General features: G+C 58.3%; 13 protein-coding genes and 1 pseudogene. 7 read left to right on the top strand and 7 right to left on the bottom strand.

Annotation, left to right across the window (positions count from 1 at the left end):
- On the top strand, positions 1–227 hold a 227-nt coding region (locus tag IF809_RS36195), incomplete at its 5' end, for a hypothetical protein (protein ID WP_462839902.1).
- 253 nt (positions 228–480) lie between these two features.
- On the opposite strand, the gene IF809_RS36190 is transcribed toward IF809_RS36195, so the two are convergent.
- The gene (locus IF809_RS36190; protein ID WP_462839901.1) at positions 481–846 is read right to left on the bottom strand and encodes a hypothetical protein; all 366 of its coding nucleotides are present in this window, start codon (positions 844–846) and stop codon (positions 481–483) included.
- On the opposite strand from IF809_RS36190, the gene IF809_RS36185 reads away from it, so the two are divergent.
- The 4 genes and pseudogenes from IF809_RS36185 to IF809_RS36170 all read left to right on the top strand — a co-directional run bounded on the left by IF809_RS36185 (position 840) and on the right by IF809_RS36170 (position 4,764).
- Positions 840–1,925, top strand: coding sequence for an NAD-dependent epimerase/dehydratase family protein (locus tag IF809_RS36185; protein WP_441258755.1), 1,086 nt, complete (start codon positions 840–842; stop codon positions 1,923–1,925). The two genes, IF809_RS36190 and IF809_RS36185, sit on opposite strands and share 7 nt — an antisense overlap.
- The gene (locus IF809_RS36180; protein ID WP_441258754.1) at positions 1,925–3,268 is read left to right on the top strand and encodes a UDP-glucose dehydrogenase family protein; all 1,344 of its coding nucleotides are present in this window, start codon (positions 1,925–1,927) and stop codon (positions 3,266–3,268) included. The genes IF809_RS36185 and IF809_RS36180 overlap by 1 nt, the downstream gene beginning before the upstream one ends.
- Before the next feature lie 175 nt (positions 3,269–3,443).
- Positions 3,444–3,677, top strand: a pseudogene (locus tag IF809_RS36175) (dTDP-4-dehydrorhamnose 3,5-epimerase family protein); the annotation flags it as partial.
- A gap of 916 nt (positions 3,678–4,593) precedes the next feature.
- Entirely contained in the window at positions 4,594–4,764 is a 171-nt protein-coding gene (locus IF809_RS36170; protein ID WP_441258753.1) for a transposase, read from the top strand.
- A gap of 646 nt (positions 4,765–5,410) precedes the next feature.
- On the opposite strand, the gene IF809_RS36165 is transcribed toward IF809_RS36170, so the two are convergent.
- Complete coding sequence (locus tag IF809_RS36165; protein ID WP_462839900.1) at positions 5,411–6,118, bottom strand: NAD-dependent epimerase/dehydratase family protein; 708 nt, start codon at positions 6,116–6,118, stop codon at positions 5,411–5,413.
- 758 nt (positions 6,119–6,876) lie between these two features.
- Between IF809_RS36165 and rfbH the strand changes: the two genes are divergently transcribed.
- Positions 6,877–8,259 (top strand): lipopolysaccharide biosynthesis protein RfbH, encoded by a 1,383-nt coding sequence (gene rfbH / locus IF809_RS36160; protein ID WP_441258751.1) that lies wholly within the window; start codon positions 6,877–6,879, stop codon positions 8,257–8,259.
- Positions 8,210–8,482: a thiamine pyrophosphate-dependent enzyme gene (locus tag IF809_RS36155; RefSeq protein ID WP_441258750.1), complete on the top strand. Its 273-nt coding sequence runs from the start codon at positions 8,210–8,212 to the stop codon at positions 8,480–8,482. Before rfbH ends, IF809_RS36155 begins: the two co-directional genes overlap by 50 nt.
- A gap of 101 nt (positions 8,483–8,583) precedes the next feature.
- Here IF809_RS36155 and IF809_RS36150 read toward each other — a convergent pair whose 3' ends face one another.
- The 5 genes from IF809_RS36150 to IF809_RS36130 all read right to left on the bottom strand — a co-directional run bounded on the left by IF809_RS36150 (position 8,584) and on the right by IF809_RS36130 (position 13,487).
- Positions 8,584–9,528 carry a glycosyltransferase family 2 protein gene (locus IF809_RS36150; protein ID WP_441258749.1) on the bottom strand — a complete coding sequence of 315 codons (945 nt, stop codon included), beginning with the start codon at positions 9,526–9,528 and terminating at the stop codon, positions 8,584–8,586.
- Positions 9,529–9,606: 78 nt separating this feature from the next.
- Complete coding sequence (locus IF809_RS36145) at positions 9,607–10,476, bottom strand: GDP-mannose 4,6-dehydratase (protein ID WP_441258748.1); 870 nt, start codon at positions 10,474–10,476, stop codon at positions 9,607–9,609.
- The gene (rfbF, locus tag IF809_RS36140) at positions 10,473–11,252 is read right to left on the bottom strand and encodes a glucose-1-phosphate cytidylyltransferase (RefSeq protein ID WP_441258747.1); all 780 of its coding nucleotides are present in this window, start codon (positions 11,250–11,252) and stop codon (positions 10,473–10,475) included. Before rfbF ends, IF809_RS36145 begins: the two co-directional genes overlap by 4 nt.
- Positions 11,249–13,174 carry a hypothetical protein gene (locus IF809_RS36135; protein ID WP_441258746.1) on the bottom strand — a complete coding sequence of 642 codons (1,926 nt, stop codon included), beginning with the start codon at positions 13,172–13,174 and terminating at the stop codon, positions 11,249–11,251. The genes rfbF and IF809_RS36135 overlap by 4 nt, the downstream gene beginning before the upstream one ends.
- 148 nt (positions 13,175–13,322) lie before the next feature.
- A complete protein-coding gene (locus tag IF809_RS36130) occupies positions 13,323–13,487 on the bottom strand; it encodes an IS3 family transposase (protein ID WP_441261199.1) in 165 nt (54 codons plus the stop codon).
- Positions 13,488–13,698 lie beyond the last annotated feature (211 nt).

Raw genomic sequence — 13,698 nt, 5'->3', positions numbered from 1 at the left:
GCAGCAAGCTGGCCAAACGCATCGGCGCAAAAAAGCTAAGGTTGCTGTCGCTCGCAAAAATGGCTGTTCATGCTCCAGAGCCTCCCAAGCCAAAATATCATAGCCTCGTTGACCTCGGAGAAACCGCTAACAGGGATGTCTGCGAGCGACGCAAAGACCGCATTCTTAAAAGACCACTACACGGCATGCCTCGGCAGTCAGTCACTGAAGGTCTTCAGCTCTTCTGATTGGTGGACGTGGCCGCGACGTCTGTCCTCACTTCTATAGTGGCATGCAAAATGTTGTGCTCGAGTCAACTACCAACGCTCGTAATTGATCTAGATGACGGAAGCATGTCACCTGTCGCTGATGAAAGTCGGCCGGTCAAACGCACAAGGAATCAGCATGCAAGACCAATCACAATCTTCCTCGGCCGTTCGCCGAGGTCTTCGAAGTGTTGAATACGACGAACTTGCCCGTGCAGAAATGCGCATCTTCACCCTACTGACCTAAGGCAGCCGCGATGCCGATCCTGCCGCCGGTCATGGTCTGCTCGCCCGTGTTGGCGACCGTGAATTCTCCGAAAAGCCCAAGCAGGGGTCCAGCTGGATCAACGGCGGGTACTTTTTCTTCTGTCCGTCTCTCATGAACTACCTTTCCAATGGAGCCGACCTCGCGCTGGAGAAAGAGCCCCTCACCGACCTTGTCCGGGCCGGTGGCTTGCGCGTATGGCGTCACACCGGCTGCTGGGCATGCATGGATACGCAGCGTGACAAGGATCAGCTCGAAGAGCTCTTGGAATCCGGTCGAGCCCCTTGGGTTCACGCCAGCAGCGCCCAGCCTCTCGTTCGGAGCGCTTCGTGACAATCAGCCTCATCGTCAAAGAAGATATCGAGCATATCCATGCGGCCCTGCCGCGAGGACGCTTCGCAGGGGCAACCGTCCTGGTCACGGGCTGCGCAGGCTTCCTTGGATATTACTTCCTCCAGTACTTCACGCGAAAAGCGTCCGAACTCGGCCTGAAGCGGCTCATCGCGTTCGATACCTTCCTGCTGCATCGGCCGCGCTGGCTGACCGATCTGAGTGCGGAGTTTCCGGACGTGCTCGAGACGCGTACGTTCAACATCGCCAAGGATGACCTGCGAACGGTTGATGGCGCTGACGAAGCGGACTACGTAATCCATATGGCCTCGATCGCTTCGCCGACGTTCTATCGGCAGTATCCGGTCGAGACCATCGACGCTAACATCTGGGGACTGAGGCGGCTACTCGAATCCTATCGGGGTTCGGATCGGCTCAAGGGCCTGTTGTTCTTTTCGAGCAGCGAAATCTATGGCGATCCAGCGGAGACGGCGATTCCGACTGACGAGGAATACCGGGGCAATGTCGCGTGCCTGGGCCCGCGGGCCTGCTACGACGAATCGAAGCGTTTTGGCGAGACGATATGCTACGTCTTCTCCAAGACGTATGGCATGCCCATCACTGTCGCCCGCCCCTTCAATAATTATGGGCCCGGCATGCGCATCGAGGATCGTCGGCTGCCGGCCGATTTCGCGCGATGCGTGATCAATCGACGCGACATTGTCATTCTTTCCGACGGTAGCCCGACCCGCACTTTTTGCTACATCTCCGACGCGATCATGGGCTATCTCCTCTGCCTCCTGCATGGGAAGTACAATTACTTCAACATCGGGATCGACCGGCCGGAGATCTCCGTCCACAACCTTGCCGAGATCTATCAGCAGGCTTCGCTGGAGCTTTTCGGACGCCGCGGCGCGGTCGTCTTCGAGAGGAGTTCCGACGCAGAGTATCTTGTCGACAATCCAAACCGGCGCCGCCCCGTGATCAAGAAGGCGCGGGACATTCTCGGGTACGCTCCCAACATCCTCGTAAATGAGGGCGTGCGCCGCTACCTGTCCTTTCTACGCGACGAGTTGGGGGGGTGATGCGCATCACAGTTGTCGGGTCCGGTTATGTCGGCCTCGTCTCGGGCGTGTGCCTCGCGGCGAAGGGGCATGACGTGACGTGCGTCGATCTGCGGAACGACGTCGTCGCGCAGCTTAACGTAGGCGTCCCGCATATCTATGAGCGTGGCCTCCCTGAACTGCTTAAGTCAGTGCTTGCATCGGCCCGCTTTAGGGCCACCACCGACCTTCACGCCTCGATTGAGGCGTCGGAAATCTCCTTGATCGCCGTCGGCACGCCGTCCGATAACGGCGCGATCGACCTCAGCGCCGTCCGGCAGTGCGTTCGCCAGATTGGCGCTTATCTTGCGACTACTCCTCATCACCTGTCAGTCGTCGTGAAGAGCACCGTCATTCCGGGGACAACGGATACGCTATTGCGGGAAGAGCTCGAGCACTCGTCCGGGAAGCAACTCGGAGCATTCGGCTTGGGTATGAACCCGGAGTTTCTTCGCCAAGGAGACGCGATCGAGGATTTCATGGAGCCAGATCGCATCGTGCTCGGTCACGAGGACCAGAGGACGCTGGTGCGGCTCGAGGAACTCTATGCTCCGTGGAATTGCGACAAAGTGCGGGTGAATACCCGCACGGCCGAAATGATCAAATACGCCAACAACGCAATTCTGGCCACCCAGATCTCCGTGGTGAACGAGGTAGCAAATCTCTGCGCTGCGGTGGGAGGCGTCGACGCCCTCGACGTCATGTGCGGCGTCCATCTCGACAAACGCTGGTCGCCGATCACCCCCTTGGGCCGCATCGCCCCACAGATCCTGACCTATCTCATTCCGGGCTGCGGGTTCGGCGGGTCATGCTTTCCAAAGGACGTACAGGCGCTGCGCACCCAGGGCGAGAGCCTGGGCCTCCCGATGAACATGCTGAATGCCGTTCTCGACGTGAACGCCGCGCAGCCGAGCCAGATTGTCTCTACCCTCCAGCGAAAGCTCGGAGCTTTGTCCGGCCGACGAACTCTCGTTCTCGGCCTCTCCTTCAAACCGAATACCGACGACGTCCGCGAATCCGCGTCGATCAAGATCGTTCGCGATCTTCTGCGGGCCGAAGCGGATGTCAGGTGTTACGACCCGCTCGCGACGGAGAAATTCAAACTCGCCATCGGAATCGCCGCGGACCGCATTCAGTTCTCGTCTGACTGGCGGCGCGAGGTTGAGTGGGCCGAGATCGTCATCATCGCGACTCGGACGCAGGAATACGGCGAACTCACCTCATTGCGAGTCGCGGGCAAGACGGTGTTTGACGCGCGTCGACTGATCAACGCAGCCGCTGTGCCCTCGGCGGACTACCTCTCCATTGGGCGCCGCCTGAGCTGAGTCGCGCCACGATCTGCGAACCTACCCCCATATCGGGAGCTTTCCTCGAACCTCGTGGCGACAATCGCGACTTTTTTGCCCGCGTCTTCTGCGCCGAAGAGTTTAGCACCCGCGGCTTGGCGACGGGCTTCCGACAGATCGACACTTCAGTGTCTACGCATGCAGGCACGCTAGAGAGCTGCACTATCACATTGCGCCGGCCGGCGAGACCAAGCTGGTGAAGTGCATTCGTGGTCGCGCGTTGGACGTCATCGTCGATCTCCGCGAAGGCTCGCCAACGTTCCTGCAATGGTTCGGGGCCGAGTTGAGCGCCGACAACCGCTTGATGATGTACGTGCCTTTCAGGTGCGCTCACGGATTCCTGCCCCTGAAGGACCCGACGGAGATGCTCAAATTCGAGCCCTTATAGCGGGGCGCATGAGAGGAGGCTGCGCTGGAACGGTAGGGTCGAGGACTGGCGCGCCGGCAGGCCTCCCGACCGTGCCACGTTTCCAGTCCCCTCCACGTCGGACCAGAAACGCCAGGACGGCTCAGCCTTCGGCTTGACATATAGTCTCCGCTTCAGGTCCTGCAATCGACGGACGCCTTTATCATCTCGTCCTTGCCTTCCTTACGTCGGAGACTTTGCAAATGGCAGGGCCCCTTGGCTCCACGGACATTACTCCGCTTCGTCGCTACTACGGACCCAGCCGCTGCCCTCTCGCCTTTAATCCACCCTGCGTCTTCATCTCCGGCCAGAAACGCGGCGTCTTCGGCGCGATCAAGCGTGCCAACCAATCCAGAGCCATCCCTAACTCTTGCGGCGGCATGCCGGCAATGCTGACCGGATCGTTTTTGAAACGGGCTCGCTATCCAATTGGCTTGGGCGCCAACTCAGGGCACCGGCCTTTCCGGTTATTTGGCTTGATGCGCGTCATGCCAACGCAGGGTTATCGATGCGCATCAACAAGTCGGACCAAAACGATGCCAAGGGGGTGGCCGAAATGACGCGCATGTGACGGTACCGGGGAAGCTGCCGTGAAGGGAGCGGAGAGCTGGAAAACCCGTTCGATGCTGGCAGCTCGAACTAAGCTAATGAATATGCGGTGTAACCTCGACAACGAGCTGCGCGGAGTCTCGGCAAGGCCGGTTCGACCAACCTGGCTCGCAAAGTTAACGCCGTCCTCGTTGAAGCGCCGGATTTGCAAGAAATTTTTCGCGCCGCTACTCCTTGTCCAGTCCTGTTTGACCGAGCAAATCGATAAATTTGGTCGACAGCTCCTGCCAGTGGCACAAGCCGACCAAAGTTCGGCGAGTGATGGCCGTTCCCGGTATCGGTCCCCTGGTTGCCCTGTCGTTCCGTCGTTACCATCGACGAGCCTACTCGCTTAAGACGTTCCGATGACGTTGGCGCCTATCTCAGCCTAACACCAAGACGTTATCAATCCGGTGAGATCGATCGCACTGGCCGCCTCTCCAAGCGCGGCAACCACCAGGTATCGAACTTATTTGTTTGAGGCCGCGAACGTCCTGCTGACCGTTGTCAGGCGAGGTTCTGCGCTCAAGCGCTGGCGCAGCAAGCTGGCCAAACGCATCGGCGCAAAAAAGCTAAGGTTGCTGTCGCTCGCAAAAATGGCTGTTCATGCTCCATGCCATCTGGACCGATGGCACCGAGTTCCAGGCAGAGATGCGCCCGGCATGAACCAGTCTTAAACCAACAAAGATCCGCCTTCGGCGGAATAAGCGTCCTGCCGGGCGAAGGTGTTGGCAATCTCGAAGTCGTCCCTGGAGACGACCGCGGAAGAACCATGAACCCGGCAGTGCATCATTTTTGTCTATCGGGAATGAAACGGGCCCGCGATTAAAGAACGGACAATTAATGAGTTTACGCAGGGAATAGTCGACGCTGCTCATCGTCGATCCCTCGCAGTCAATCCTTCGCCATCATGTGTCGCACTACGCTCGGCAGGCCCACATTAAGGGGTCGCCGGGGTCGCCATTCCGTAAACGCATCCCGCGCCGCCGTCGATCCGATGAGAACCGGGACCTCGTCCGGATGCGCCGGCCTTTCTCCGAAGCCCAGTAAATGCTCGCAATCGCCAATCGTGTGCGCAACCGCGCACGCAAATTGGGCGACACTGACGGGGGAGCCAGAACTTAAATTTAGCACGCCCTGAAACTCCCGGTCCCTAGCAGTAAGAGCTGTCTCTTATACACATGTTCGTCGGCAGCGTCAGATGTGTATAAGAGACAGTTGAAGATGCGGGCGACCACCAGCGACAAAGTGTTCGATCGCGCCGAGCGGAGAAGTGCCTCGGTAGCCCGAGCCTTGCTGACGCCATAGATGACGCTATCCTGATTATCCCGCCGTTCGAGCGGATCGGTCTCAATCCTCGGAGCGTCGCCAGTCAGCGGCGCATATTCGAAACATGATCCGGCCTGCACGAAAGAACTGCTACCGGTCTTCTGCGCGTGTCGGAATAAGGCCAGAACCGCATCTACATTGACGCGCTGAGCCAGCAGGCGTTCGCGACTCCGCCCCTCAGACGACGAGTCCGTCGACCGCGTCACGCCATAGGCAGCCAAGTTGAAGACGATATCGAAACGGCGCTCTCCCCAGAAGCTAGCGATCTGCGCCTCGAAATCAGGTTCTGCCAGATCGGCCAGGAGAAGATCGCGCGATGAGGCAGTCGGTTCCATCCTCCGTTGGAGCAACATGACGTGCGCTCTTTGCGCAAGAAGACGTGAAACCAGCCGCCGCCCGATGAAACCTGACGCGCCCGTTACAAGCACCGATTTGCCTGCGAAGCGTTCAAGATTGGACAAAATGCCGGGTGAACTCATGGTCGCATCAATGGTCTTACGCTGCAAACCTCAATCGATAAGCCGCGATATCGGCCGCGCAAAGCTCGGCTGCTGAGCGTTGTGGCCAGGAACAGGCGCCATACCAGCGCGCTGTATGCATCAGCGTGTCGCATGAGCGCCAGGCTGGCCGCCATGGCAGGATTTGGCGCGCCACACCGCGGGTCAATCGTCAGTGCGTCGCTGTCGGCGCTGGTGCGGCTCATAAATGATCTCCCGCTTCTTCAAGCGGCGCCAAAGGTCTCGACCACTTCCGTCACAGTCCGCGTGTCTGCATGCTCAGGTTGACGATGCTTCGCATTGCCAGGAGCAAGCCAAGATTTCGGGTCGTGCTGGATGTCGAGCAGAGTAAGAGGGCCCTGAGTTGATGAGCATTGCCGGCCGTCGCGCGTGCGCCATTTTTGAATTTCTGCCATCAAAGATCAAACATTGTGTGATTGTCATGGCCTAGCCGCGGCGCGTACGTATCTATAGTGAGATGAAAACAGTTTGCGCGCAACGCTCAACTACTAACGCTAGTAGTTGATCTAGATGACAGCAACATGCCACGTATTGGTTGATGAACGTTGGCCGGTCAAACGCGCTTGCAAGGAGTCGCCATAAGATCAAACAATCACAATCTGTTCGCCAACGCCCTAATCGATGCGCATGCTGCGAGCTCGTGATGCCGGCATTCCCACAGTGATCTGGGCCAATCACTCCATGCAAGCTGCGATGAAGGTAATCCGGCAAGCCGGCATTCTCAATCAGACCTCCAGGGGATTATCATGACTATCCAATGCACAGCAGCATCCGCGCCCGTCGATTCGGCCCTGCAGGCAGAGGACATCCGGCGTCAAATCCATCAGCTAGTCGAGCGCCACTATGCGCTGACTCACGCCCGGAAGCCATTTTCTGCTGGCTATTCGTCGGTGCCTGTCTCCGGTCGCGTCTTCGACGCCACTGATGTCAAGCATGCGGTGGATGCTGCGCTCGAATTCTGGCTCACGGCGGGCCACTTCAACGACGAGTTTCAGGCCAAGCTCGCACAGCGCGTCGGGGCACGCTATGCGCTCACGGTCAACTCCGGTTCGTCGGCAAATCTGGTTGCCTTTTCAGCTCTCACCTCACCCCTGCTCCGGGAGCGCCTATTGCAGCCCGGCAGCGAGGTCATCACAGCAGCGGCCGGATTTCCGACGACCGTCAATCCTTCCATCCTATGGGGGATGACGCCCGTCTTCATCGATATCGATATTCCCACTTACAACGTTACGCCCGAGCTCGTCGAGGCGGCGATCACTCCGCAAACGCGCGCTATCATGGCGGCCCATACACTTGGGAATCCATTCGATGCCGCGCGGATCGCCGAGATTGCCAGGCGGCATAACCTCTTTCTCATCGAAGACTGCTGCGACGCGCTTGGTGCAACGCTCAACGGGCAGCATGTGGGGACGTTCGGCGACGTCGGCACCCTGAGCTTCTATCCCGCGCACCACATCACGATGGGCGAAGGCGGAGCGACTTTTACCAGCCATCCTGGATTGCGGCGGGCGATGGAGACTTTTCGCGACTGGGGCCGCGACTGTTATTGCGATCCCGGCAAGGACAACACCTGCAACCGCCGCTTCGGCTGGCAGCTCGGGGATCTTCCCCGCGGCTATGACCACAAATACTCCTACGGTCACCTCGGCTTCAATCTGAAGTTGACCGATATGCAGGCCGCCGTCGGCCTTGCTCAGCTCGGTCATCTTGAAGACTTCATTGCCGCGCGGCGGCGCAATTTCGACTCGCTGAGGCAGGGTCTGCGCGGGCTTGAGGACCTTTTCATCCTACCTGAGGCCACCGCAAACAGTGAGCCGTCGTGGTTCGGTTTCTTGCTTACGGTACGTAAATCAGCGCCGTTCAGCCGGGACGAAATCGTACGACATCTCAACGATCGGAAAATCGGCACACGCTTGCTCTTTGGTGGCAACCTCACCCGGCAGCCCTACATGCACAATCGGCACTACCGAGTGCATGGTAAATTGACCAACAGCGATCGCGTAGTGAACCAGACATTCTGGATCGGTGTCTACCCCGGGCTTGGGGCTGCGGAACTCGATTATGTAACAGGCACAATTGGTGATTTCTGCCGTGCCCGGCTCGCCATTAATCGCGCGAATAGACCATGAGTGGATCGAATACATTGCCGAGTTCCCGGGCACAAATCGGCGGAACTCGCGTCTTCACGCTTCTGTTACACGCTCTTTGCCCCTGACTGTACGCCGGACGGGATACGCCCTTCTCGCTGTGATCGGCGCCACGCTCGCGGCATCGCACCGCAAGGTGATCTCCCGCAATGGAGACGGTGGCATGCAGTTGAACATCCAGGAGCCGCAAACCCCAAGCACTTGACCGGGATGAAGCGCTGGTCGTGATGAACAATGCAAGCTATGGCATCATCAGGCAGTCCAGGATTCTTACCTTGGCAGCCGCTACAGCGCCTTCCCTGCCGGCTAAAGCCTGATTTCGTCCGTCCGGAAGTTAAGGGCGTCCTCGACAATGGCGAGAGGTTCGCCACGCAAGATCCGATAAGTTCGGAGCAGATATTCCCCAACGATACCGAGCAGAAAGGCGTTCAGGCCTATCCCGAAGGACAGCAGCACGTATACGCTGGCGAATCCGCGCGGGTAGTCCGGCTGAACGATCTTCCCGATGACGAAATACAGCCCGCCGATGATACTGATCATGAGCGCAGCAGCTCCCACAAAGGTAGCAAGGCGCAACGGAATGACCGAGTGATTGATAAGCGCGGCAAGCCCTAACTCGGTAATTCGCACGAGGTTGAATTTGCTTTGTCCGACCGCGCGAGGATCGCGCTTGTAGGGAACGCCGATCTGCTCGAACCCGAGTCCGGCGATCATACCGCGAAGGTAAGGACTCGACACGTTCATTCTCGTCAGTGCGTCAAGGACCGCGCGATCGATCAATCGGAAATCGCCTGCGTCCCTGGGAATGGGGTGCTCGCTCAATTTGTCGATTGTCCAGTAGCCAAGTCGGCGAAATAGGTTGATCGCGGCGCCTTCCGCTCGCACCCTGCGAATGCCGTATACAACCCGGTAGCCCGATCGCCACAAGTCAAAGAACTCGGCAAGAAGCTCGGGCGGATCCTGGAGGTCGGCATCGATCTGCATCACGGCGTCGCCCCGCGCATGCATATAGTTGGCGAGAATCGATCGTTGATACCCGACGTTCTTGCTGAAGCGAATGGCCCTTACTCGGGAATCCTTGTTCGCCAGCTCCGAGAGCTTCGTCCAAGTCAGATCATTTGAATGGTTATCGCTAAACACGAATTCAAGTGTGCAGCGCCCCGCCATAGTTTCGCCCAGATGGCAAAGTCGCTCGTATAGTGCATCGAGGTTGTCGGCCTCATTGAGGACAGGGATGGCAATCGTGATCAACGGGAGAGGCCATTGTCGATCACTGCGAGTCTTGGACGGAGCTTCCTGAGTCATCAATCGACATAGGCTCTTAGATATTCAACGATCGCCGGGCATCGCATCCCTGAACTCGATGTTTCGGACGAGCGGCGACCGCCAGAAGACAATGTCCGCGCGCCATCGGCCGGGCGCCCACCTGCAACTTGCCGATGTTCTTGACGCCATAAGGCCGATTAGCGCCACAGGCGACAAAGGAAATCTGACAAGGTCCATACATGCTATCGCCGCAATCTCGTTGGGCGCCGGTGAAATGCGACGGACGAATCGCGGTCGGCGAGCGGATTTCCACCACCTTCCGCAATGTGTCAGTATATCGGGGATCAACCGATCCTGGGCCCAGTCGCCACCGCCGATCACATTGCCGGCACGGGCTGTGGCCGGCGCCACCGTGCGGCCCACATGGCTGGGGCTGAAAAAAGAGCCACGGAAGGCCGAGGATACAAGTTCGGCACAGGCCTTGCTGTTGCTACAGGGATCACGTCCGCCGAGCCGATCGTGGTCACGATGGGCCCTATCGGAGGTGATGTTGAGCACGGCGCGGACCAAGTTCACCTGCCGAACGGCCTGCAACAAGTAGACCGTTCCCATGAAATTGGTGCGATAGGTCTTACATGGATTGGCATAGGAATAGCGGACCAACAGTTGTGCGGCTATGTGGATAACGATATCAGGCACAGCGCTACGAAGCGTGCTGACCAAATGATTGTAGTTGGTCACGTCGCCCAGAATCGACTCCTTGGCAGCCCCGACGCGGGCAATTTCAAATAGGCTGGACGTTGCGGGCGGCGGGGGCAACGCGTAGCCGGTAACCCGGGGGTCGATATGTTGCAGCCAAAGAGCGGGCCACGAGCCCTTGAACTTCGTGTGCCCGGTGAGAAAGACGCGCGTGCCCGCCCAGAAGATGCTCATTTCTCCCACACCTTCCATGGAGCCTTGCCCTCAACCCAGAGCGCTTCAAGGAATGTCTTGTCGCGCAGAGTATCCATGGGCTGCCAAAAGCCGTGGTGCTGGTAGGCCGAAAGCTGTTGCTGCTCAGCCAAGGCTGCGAGCGGCTCGCGCTCCCAAGCAGTGGAGTCATCCACCAGCAGGTCAATTACTTTCGGCGAGAGCACGAAGAAGCCACCATTGATCATCCCCCCATCACCCCGGGGTTTTTCCTTGAATGTCGCGACACGGTGATCAGCGCGAATTTCGAGGGCGCCGAAACGGCCAGGCGGATAGGTAGCAGTTAGAGTGGCGAGCGTACCCTGGCGACGGTGGAAGGCGATCAATGCGGTTATGTCGATGTCTCCCACACCATCGCCATAGGTGAAACAGAAGGTGTCATCATCGGTCAGGTAATTAGCAACTCGCTTGAGCCGCCCACCGGTCATGGTCTTCTCGCCCGTATCGACCAGCGTCACCTTCCAAGGTTCGGCATGGTGCTGGTGAACCTCCATGCGGTTATTCGTCATGTCGACGGTGACATCCGACATGTGCAGGAAGTAGTTGGCGATGTATTCTTTGATCAGATAGCCCTTGTAGCCGCAGCAGATGACGAAATCGTTGATGCCATAGTGCGAGTAGATTTTGAGGATGTGCCACAGAATCGGCTTGCCGCCGATCTCGATCATGGGCTTGGGCCGAAGATGGGTTTCCTCGGAGATTCGGGTTCCAAGGCCACCCGCGAGGATCACTGCTTTCACCATTGGCTCCATTTATGGGTATCTGGCCGTTGTCGTCTGGCTTCGCGGCATGATTGCTTCGCCAGCGCGCCGGGGCGTAGGGGCTTCAACAAGAACTGCCTGTAAGTATTCGGAAATTCCCCGTCGTTGACGGGGGTTTCGAATGTAGTGGCGGCGACGTAGTCCGCCTGCCCGGCTCCAAAGGAGGCCATGACACTGGCTTGTTCAAGATGACGCGGACCCTCCGGCTCGATCAGTATCCACGCTTTGGCTAGATCGGCGCAGTCCTCAAGTTCGAGCGCTTTCACCGCGACTGCGTTAGTGCCGGGATATCCCCCGATCAGCCATGGTAGACCGACCCAATCCCCCGTACCGCGGGGAAATGTCCCGATCAACCATGGTAGACCGAGCGCTCGCGTCTCGAGCACATACAGCAGGCCCGGCGAGCGGCCAGAGAGATCGACCACCGGGGTACCGACTTCAAGGCCGGCCGCACGAGCCTGGGCTCTGGCCGTGGACAGATAATCCTGGAAGGATTGCGAGAGCACCAATTTTCCACCACCCGGCATGGGCATGACAGCGGTATAAGCGCGCAGATCTTTCGGCTGACGGAACGGCTTGAGGAGGCCACCATTTACGACTGATGCAGTGAGCAACTGTGCCAACACCGTCAGGGGCAATAGGGTAGCGACGCTGCGTCGCTGTTGCGCAAGAGGGCTCAGGAAGGCCACGACCGCGAGCATCCAGAACAAGGCGTTCATCGAACCGAGGGTCCAGTAATTGAGATTGGAGCCCAGTGCGGACAGGTGCGGCAGGACCAAGAAGGTTAGCGCCAGAGCGATGCTGGTGGGAGTCTGGGTGCGCAGAACCAATCTCTCACGATAGAACACCGCGCCAACGCATGTGAAGGCTGACACCAGGAACAGGGTCGAGGGCTTGATGCTGATCGGATCGTTCCCCAGCAGCGCAATCGCCATTGTTAAGATCAACACTGCTGCGAGAGCCAGCGATGGGAGCAACTTGTGCGTAGCCCCCATGAGAATGCTGAGCAGAACGGTTATCGCCAGCAACACAGCGATAGCGAGTTGCAAGCAGCTGGTGGCGAGCCCGTTGATCCGAAACATGCGAGACATCTCGTGCCCGGCACCCAGCAGGATTTCCATCTCGGCACTGTTGACCATACGGGTCACCAGCCCGGTGATGCCGCCGTCGATCAAGTAGGCGGTAACGATCAGTAGAGCGAGAGCGACCAGCGCCGCGCCAAGCATGGGCAGCAGCGACTTTCGGCGCAAAACGACCACATAGAGCATAACGACGAAGGCAACGGCCGCAGCGGTGGTCGGCTTGGCCATGAAGCAGCACCAGCCGCCAACGCCGACCAGGATCCATCCCAAGACTCGGCCGATGCGCCCTGGCCGTTCGGCTAGCAGCAAGCCGATCACCACCATCAAGAGCGATTGAAAGGTCAGTGTGTAGTAGCTGGGGGTAAGCAACCAGCTTCGAAAGTTGACTAATGCCAAGCTGCCGATCCCTGCCGATAGCACTGCCGCATGCGGCCGGCTAACTATCCAGAGGCGCCGGATCACAAGGAAGCTGAGAATCCAGCCCAGCGCCATGGTGAGCGTGACGTTCTCCATGCGAAGCACTGCAATGTCGCCACCCGCCCACTGATATGGCCAGTGATAGACGAAGCCGAAAAGGGACGGCGGAATATTGATGGCGTAGGCGAATGGGTTCGCGATGGAGTTGAGGTGGAGACCTTCGTCGCTGAGATCGAGACCGTAAGTGCTGTAGTTTAGCAGCCAAGTGAAAAGGATTGCTGTGGTCGTGGCGGACAGAGCCAGCAAAGTCCGATCCAGCAAGACTGACAACATCGTTCCGTTGGCAAGGTAGTTATCCCTTGGCATAGGCCCCTTTCTGCTGGCCGCGTAGAGGAAGCCCATTCCAATGGACCGTCTCGATCAGAGCATAACCAGCGGTACCGCATTCATCATTATATCAGTTCTCAAAAGCTTCTAGCTGACCTTAGCCGCGCAATCTCCTCCAAGAATTGGTAGTGATCTTTCCCCGAAAAAATGGACAGAGCTGCTTTTAGCTCCATCTCGATCGGGCTGATAAAGCCGATGGCGGAGTAACACGAGTTCGATTGTAGAAGCCCTCAATATAGGCAAAGATATCCCATGTGGCTTCTGCCCGTGTTGCAGAGTGCCTGTGGTGGCGGAGCTCCGTCTTGAGGGTGTGAACGAGGCTCTCCATCGGAGCATCGCCATAGCAGTCGCCCTTGCGGTTCATTGACGCCCTGAAGCCGGCGGATTGCGTCAGCTTGCGGTAATCCGCCGAGGCATATTGGGCGGATTCAAGCGGTCGTCGCAACGCCGACTATGTTTACTTGTAAAAGAAGCGACTTGAGCTAACAGTGGGTGCTTTGTCGCGGCAGGTGTCCGACAAAGATTTCATGTCCGACCTC

The sequence above is a fragment of the Bradyrhizobium sp. UFLA06-24 genome (assembly GCF_054967145.1).
This window is presented reverse-complemented; position numbering and strand designations above follow the sequence as displayed.

Bases quoted from the DNA above. Each gene is read 5' to 3' on its own strand.
- IF809_RS36135 (WP_441258746.1), bottom strand. From the start codon at position 13,174: ATGGGCTTCCTCTACGCGGCCAGCAGAAAGGGGCCTATGCCAAGGGAT.
- IF809_RS36145 (WP_441258748.1), bottom strand. From the start codon at position 10,476: ATGAGCATCTTCTGGGCGGGCACGCGCGTCTTTCTCACCGGGCACACG.
- rfbH (WP_441258751.1), top strand. From the start codon at position 6,877: ATGACTATCCAATGCACAGCAGCATCCGCGCCCGTCGATTCGGCCCTG.
- IF809_RS36130 (WP_441261199.1), bottom strand. From the start codon at position 13,487: ATGGAGAGCCTCGTTCACACCCTCAAGACGGAGCTCCGCCACCACAGG.
- IF809_RS36180 (WP_441258754.1), top strand. From the start codon at position 1,925: ATGCGCATCACAGTTGTCGGGTCCGGTTATGTCGGCCTCGTCTCGGGC.